At 51.8% G+C, this 2434-nt stretch carries 2 protein-coding genes and 1 pseudogene; 2 read left to right on the top strand and 1 reads right to left on the bottom strand.

What is annotated here, in order from left to right; all coding sequences use genetic code 11:
- On the bottom strand, nucleotides 1-1170 hold a 1170-nt coding region (locus tag C7K08_RS13495), incomplete at its 3' end, for a glycosyltransferase (RefSeq protein ID WP_133165299.1).
- Nucleotides 1171-1185: 15 nt separating this feature from the next.
- On the opposite strand from C7K08_RS13495, the gene C7K08_RS13490 reads away from it, so the two are divergent.
- Both C7K08_RS13490 and C7K08_RS13485 read left to right on the top strand, forming a co-directional pair.
- Entirely contained in the window at nucleotides 1186-2025 is an 840-nt protein-coding gene (locus C7K08_RS13490; RefSeq protein ID WP_106501056.1) for a hypothetical protein, read from the top strand.
- Nucleotides 2018-2434: pseudogene (locus C7K08_RS13485) on the top strand (glycosyltransferase family 4 protein); the annotation flags it as partial. The gene C7K08_RS13490 and the pseudogene C7K08_RS13485, both read left to right, overlap by 8 nt.

Genomic DNA, 2434 nt, shown 5'->3' with positions numbered 1-2434 from the left:
GCATACACCTCTACTACTTGAAACACCGTGTAGCAGTCTTGCAGCACCGATAACGATTGCCGCAAAACCTTTTGCCTTTAGTGCCTCTGCAAACACCACATCATTGCCATCCTCTGGTAGCTGTTCATCAAATTGCACCTCCTGCCACAGCTCCCGCCGCACCATTAAACAAGCTCCAGTAATGGCATCGCTTGTCCATGCCCCATGGCAGGCTTCTCCTGGCAAATGTCGCAGTGGCCAGCCGCGCCAGCGTGCTACGTAACCATCCGCTTGCTTCACTAGTCCCCCATCTGCCACCCGGCCCTGATCATCCAGCAGCAGGGCTCCAATAGGCCCGTTTGTTTGTTTTAGTGCCGCTTTTGCAAGCCAGCCCATGGCTTGATTATTCATAAAACAGGTGTCGTCGTTTAAAAACAGCAGCAATGAGCCAGTACTGGCATGGGCACCGGCATTGCTAAGCCGGCTCCAGTTGAATGGTTCATCGAGCCGCAGCAAGTTAAATGCCTCCCCTTTGCGTTCTTGCCAGTGCTGCAGCAGCTTTGCAGTGCGGGCTTGGCAGCTGCCGTTATCCACCAGCACAACCTGGCCGATCACACCCTCGGCCTGGCCCCACTTTCCCAATTCCTCCAAGCTCTTGAGGCAGGGGCCCAGAAGATCCGGGCGATCGCGGCTTGGAATTATTACCGATACTTGCTTTCTTGGCAGCGCTGCGTGAAGTTGATCTTTTAGGGCCTGCCACTGGGGATTATCCATGCTTTGGTAATGGTTTTCCCAACTTGGCAGCAACAGATCCGGATCTGGAGCCCAGGTTTCTTTTTTTAGAAAATTGCTAACTATCTCCTCCCAACGGTGGATTGGAACCCAGGGCTGCTCCAGCCAGCGGCGTAAAGATGGTTCTTGGCAGTTGTAATTCCCCAGTTCCAAGGCACCTTCAGCTAAGTAGTGGCTAACCCAGGGATCTTTAGGGAGCTGCTCCCTTAATGGGGTGAGCCATTCCGCTGCTTCGCTATGGCGACCAAAACCAGCTAAAACCGTTCCTAGGTTTTGGCGCGACCACAACTCACCGGCATGGCCTGAGCTTGCCTGTTGCAGATGATGCAATGCCAATAAATGGTCTTCATTGGCATAGGCCTCGCGGCCTAGGTTGTGGTGGCTGGCAGGATGGGGCAAACACAGCTCTAGCAAGTGCGTTTAATCTTTAACTGCAACAGGCCTGAATTGCAAGAAATACAATTTTATGAACGCCTGCCAAAAGCTGATCATGCATTAAGAAATTTTGTGCATTGGCAAAAAGATACAGATGAATTGGTTTCTGACACTCCAAATCAATGGTATTGCCATCTGGCAAATAATTGTCAGTTTGCTTGGGAGCGTTTACCAGCACTTTTCAATTGGCTTAATCAATTACCAAGCAGCGCATCGATAGCACTGCTTGGATGGCGTCGTGCTTTTTCGGTTTGGCGGCAGCCACCGGTTAATCTGAGGCCGCTTCAGCTTGCCCTAGCCCCTGCGGATCTCTGGAATCTGCCCTATCCATTGCCCAGCGGTTGTGTAATACAACGCAGCTGTGTTTATCTTGTACACGATATTCCTGAAACACAACTAACAGCTTGTTTGGGCTTTTCAACACCTCTGGCTGTTTTTGCTGAACCAATTTTGGAATACAGCTTTCAACCAATTAATCTTGATGTTGTGGTTGGCCATAGGGATCATCAACTTGCTGCCCAGTGCCAGCATTGGGCTTGGCCATGGCGCCAAGAATTGGAGTGCCGCCGTCACAGCCGTTGGCTAGCGGCTTGGCAAGCCTTTGAGCAAGGCGATGCCGAACTAGCACTCAAGCTCTGGCGTCGCGGCTGCTGCCATAGCCAAGCACCATTGGCAAAGCAATTTATGGATGCCCTGCGCCTATTTAGTTACTGCCAAGAACTACAACCAGCTCCAGTTAGCGTTGCCGATCTACTTAAACAAGCCAGCTGGAAATCGCTTGGCTGCACGCTGCTTGGCTTGAAAAATCCCCATGAATAACCCAGTTCCCCAATTAACGGTGAATCTTTGGGGCCACCTCAGCGGCGGCTTTGGTTTAGGGGAAGGAGCCCGCTGCACAGCCAGGGCCTTAACTGCAGCAGGGGTGAGGGTTCAATGGCGCGATCTACCACTTGCAACCCATGTGAATGATCAGCCCCTGGCGCAAGCCGAGCCATTTCAGGCTGCTGCCATCGATTTGATCCACACCAATCCAAATGTGTTGCGTCAAACCGATGGAATCATGCAGAAAATTGATCTGCAGTCGCCATTGCGAATTGGCTTTTGGGCCTGGGAATTGGAAAGTTTTCCCATCGGCTGGGAAGCTGGGTTTAGTGGCCTTGATCAGCTTTGGTGCCCTTCTTCTTTTTGTGCCAGCAGCCTTGGTTTACGCAGCTCCATCCCGGTAACG

Source organism: Synechococcus lacustris str. Tous, from assembly GCF_003011125.1.
In the GTDB taxonomy this organism is placed as follows: domain Bacteria; phylum Cyanobacteriota; class Cyanobacteriia; order PCC-6307; family Cyanobiaceae; genus Synechococcus_D; species Synechococcus_D lacustris.
Note: the sequence above shows the minus strand (reverse complement) of the source record. Positions and strands in the feature narration are given on the sequence as shown.